This is a genomic window from Streptomyces sp. NPDC089915, from assembly GCF_040684675.1.
Classification (GTDB): Bacteria; Actinomycetota; Actinomycetes; order Streptomycetales; family Streptomycetaceae; genus Streptomyces.
Window position 1 is genome coordinate 1 of sequence record NZ_JBFBGN010000353.1, and the last position, 1,630, is coordinate 1,630.

The following is a 1,630-nucleotide window of genomic DNA, read 5'->3' on the forward strand; positions in this document are numbered from 1 at the left end:
CAACGCGTCGGGGTGTTCGCCGGTCAGAGCGTCGCATTCCGCGTCGAGCAGGTCGAGCAGCGTTTCCCGTGTGATCAGGCGGTGCCTCAGCCACTGCCAGAGCTGGACCCGCGCGATCTCGGCGGTTGCGGTGTCCTCCACGAGGCCGCCCAGTTCCAGAGCTCCGCGCCCGCGGAGCCATGATTCGAAGTACCGCAGCGCGACGGCCACGTTCGTGCGGATGCCCTCCGGAGCCGGCGACACCACGTTCCGGCGTACGGACAGCAGGTCCGAGGCCTGGACGTCCGCAGGCGTGGCGCCGTCGTCGATCTGGTGCGGCCTGGCACCGAGTACGGCGTCGAAGGACTCCCGGCACACCGGGACCTGTGCGGGATGGGCCACCCACGCGCCGTCGAAGCCTTCGGCGGCCTCGCGCTCCGCGTCCATGCGTGTCTTGGCCAGCGCGCCGAGATTGGTGACGCGGTCCGCCCCCGGCACATGGGTGACCATTCCGCCGATGGCGTGTGCGCCCCGGCGGTGGCAGGTGCGGACGAGCAGTTTCGCGTACCTCCGCATGAACGGGGCGTTCATGGTGACGGCGGCCCGGTCCGGGAGGAGGAAGTCGGTGCAGTAGCTGTAGGTCTTGAGCAGGCTGAAGAGGTAGTCCCAGCGTCCGGCGTTGAGGCCGGCGGAGTGCGCGCGCAGCTCGTAGAGGATCTCCTCCATCTCGAAGGCCGCCGGGACGGTTTCGATCAGGACCGTGGCCCGGATCGTCCCCTGGGGAATGCCGAGGAGGTCCTGGGCGAGAACGAACACGTCGTTCCACAGCCTGGCCTCGTGCCGGTTCTCCAGTTTGGGCAGGTAGAAGTAGGGTCCGCTGCCGACGTCGATCTGGCGCTGGGCGCAGTGGAAGAGGTACAGCCCGAAGTCGACCAGGGAGGCGGAGACCGCACGTCCGTGGACGGTGAGGTGTGCCTCGTCCATGTGCCAGCCGCGGGGGCGGACCATGATGGTGGCGAGGTGAGGGGCGGCCTGCTGGTTCTGCGGGTCCTCCGTCGTGTCCGGGGTTGTGAACGCGATCCGCTGCTCGACTGCGTCCAGCAGGGTCAGCTGGCCGGTGATGACGTTCTCCCAGAGGGGGGACGTCGCGTCCTCGAAGTCCGCGACCCATACCTGGGCACCCGAGGTCAGGGCTCCGGCGGCCACTGCCTGCTCGGGAGGTCCCGTGATCTCCACGCGGCGGTCGGCCAGACCGGGTCCGGCGGGAGCGACCCGCCAGTTCGGTGCGCTGCGGACCGCGGATGTGGCGCGGGGGAAGTCCAGGCGGGAGCCGGAGGCCATTCTGTCGGCGCGGTGCCGGCGGTCGGTGAGAAGGTCCAGGCGCCGCTGCTCGAATGCCGAATCCAGCCGGGCCAGGAAGGTCAGGGCCGCGGGCGTGAGGATCTCCTCGAAGCGGGGTCCGGGTCGGCCGAGGACCTCGATGCGGCGGGATGGTGCGGGCGGTGGCATGCGGTCTCTCCAAACGAGACAGGAGGGAGGGAGAAGATCAGAGCGGCGCGCGTGCTGCACTCTGTCACCTCCCGTCGCCGGGCCCACGCATGAGCCCGTGTGTTCACGGCCGGTCGTGGGCCGGCGCCACTGAGGGGCGCCG

1 protein-coding gene is annotated in these 1,630 nt (G+C 70.2%); it reads right to left on the reverse strand.

The features are described from left to right. Window positions 1-1,488, reverse strand: a 1,488-nt coding sequence (aceB, locus tag AB0O29_RS35745; protein ID WP_365160558.1) for a malate synthase A, incomplete at its 3' end; no start/stop codon positions are given. Window positions 1,489-1,630: the final 142 nt, after the last annotated feature.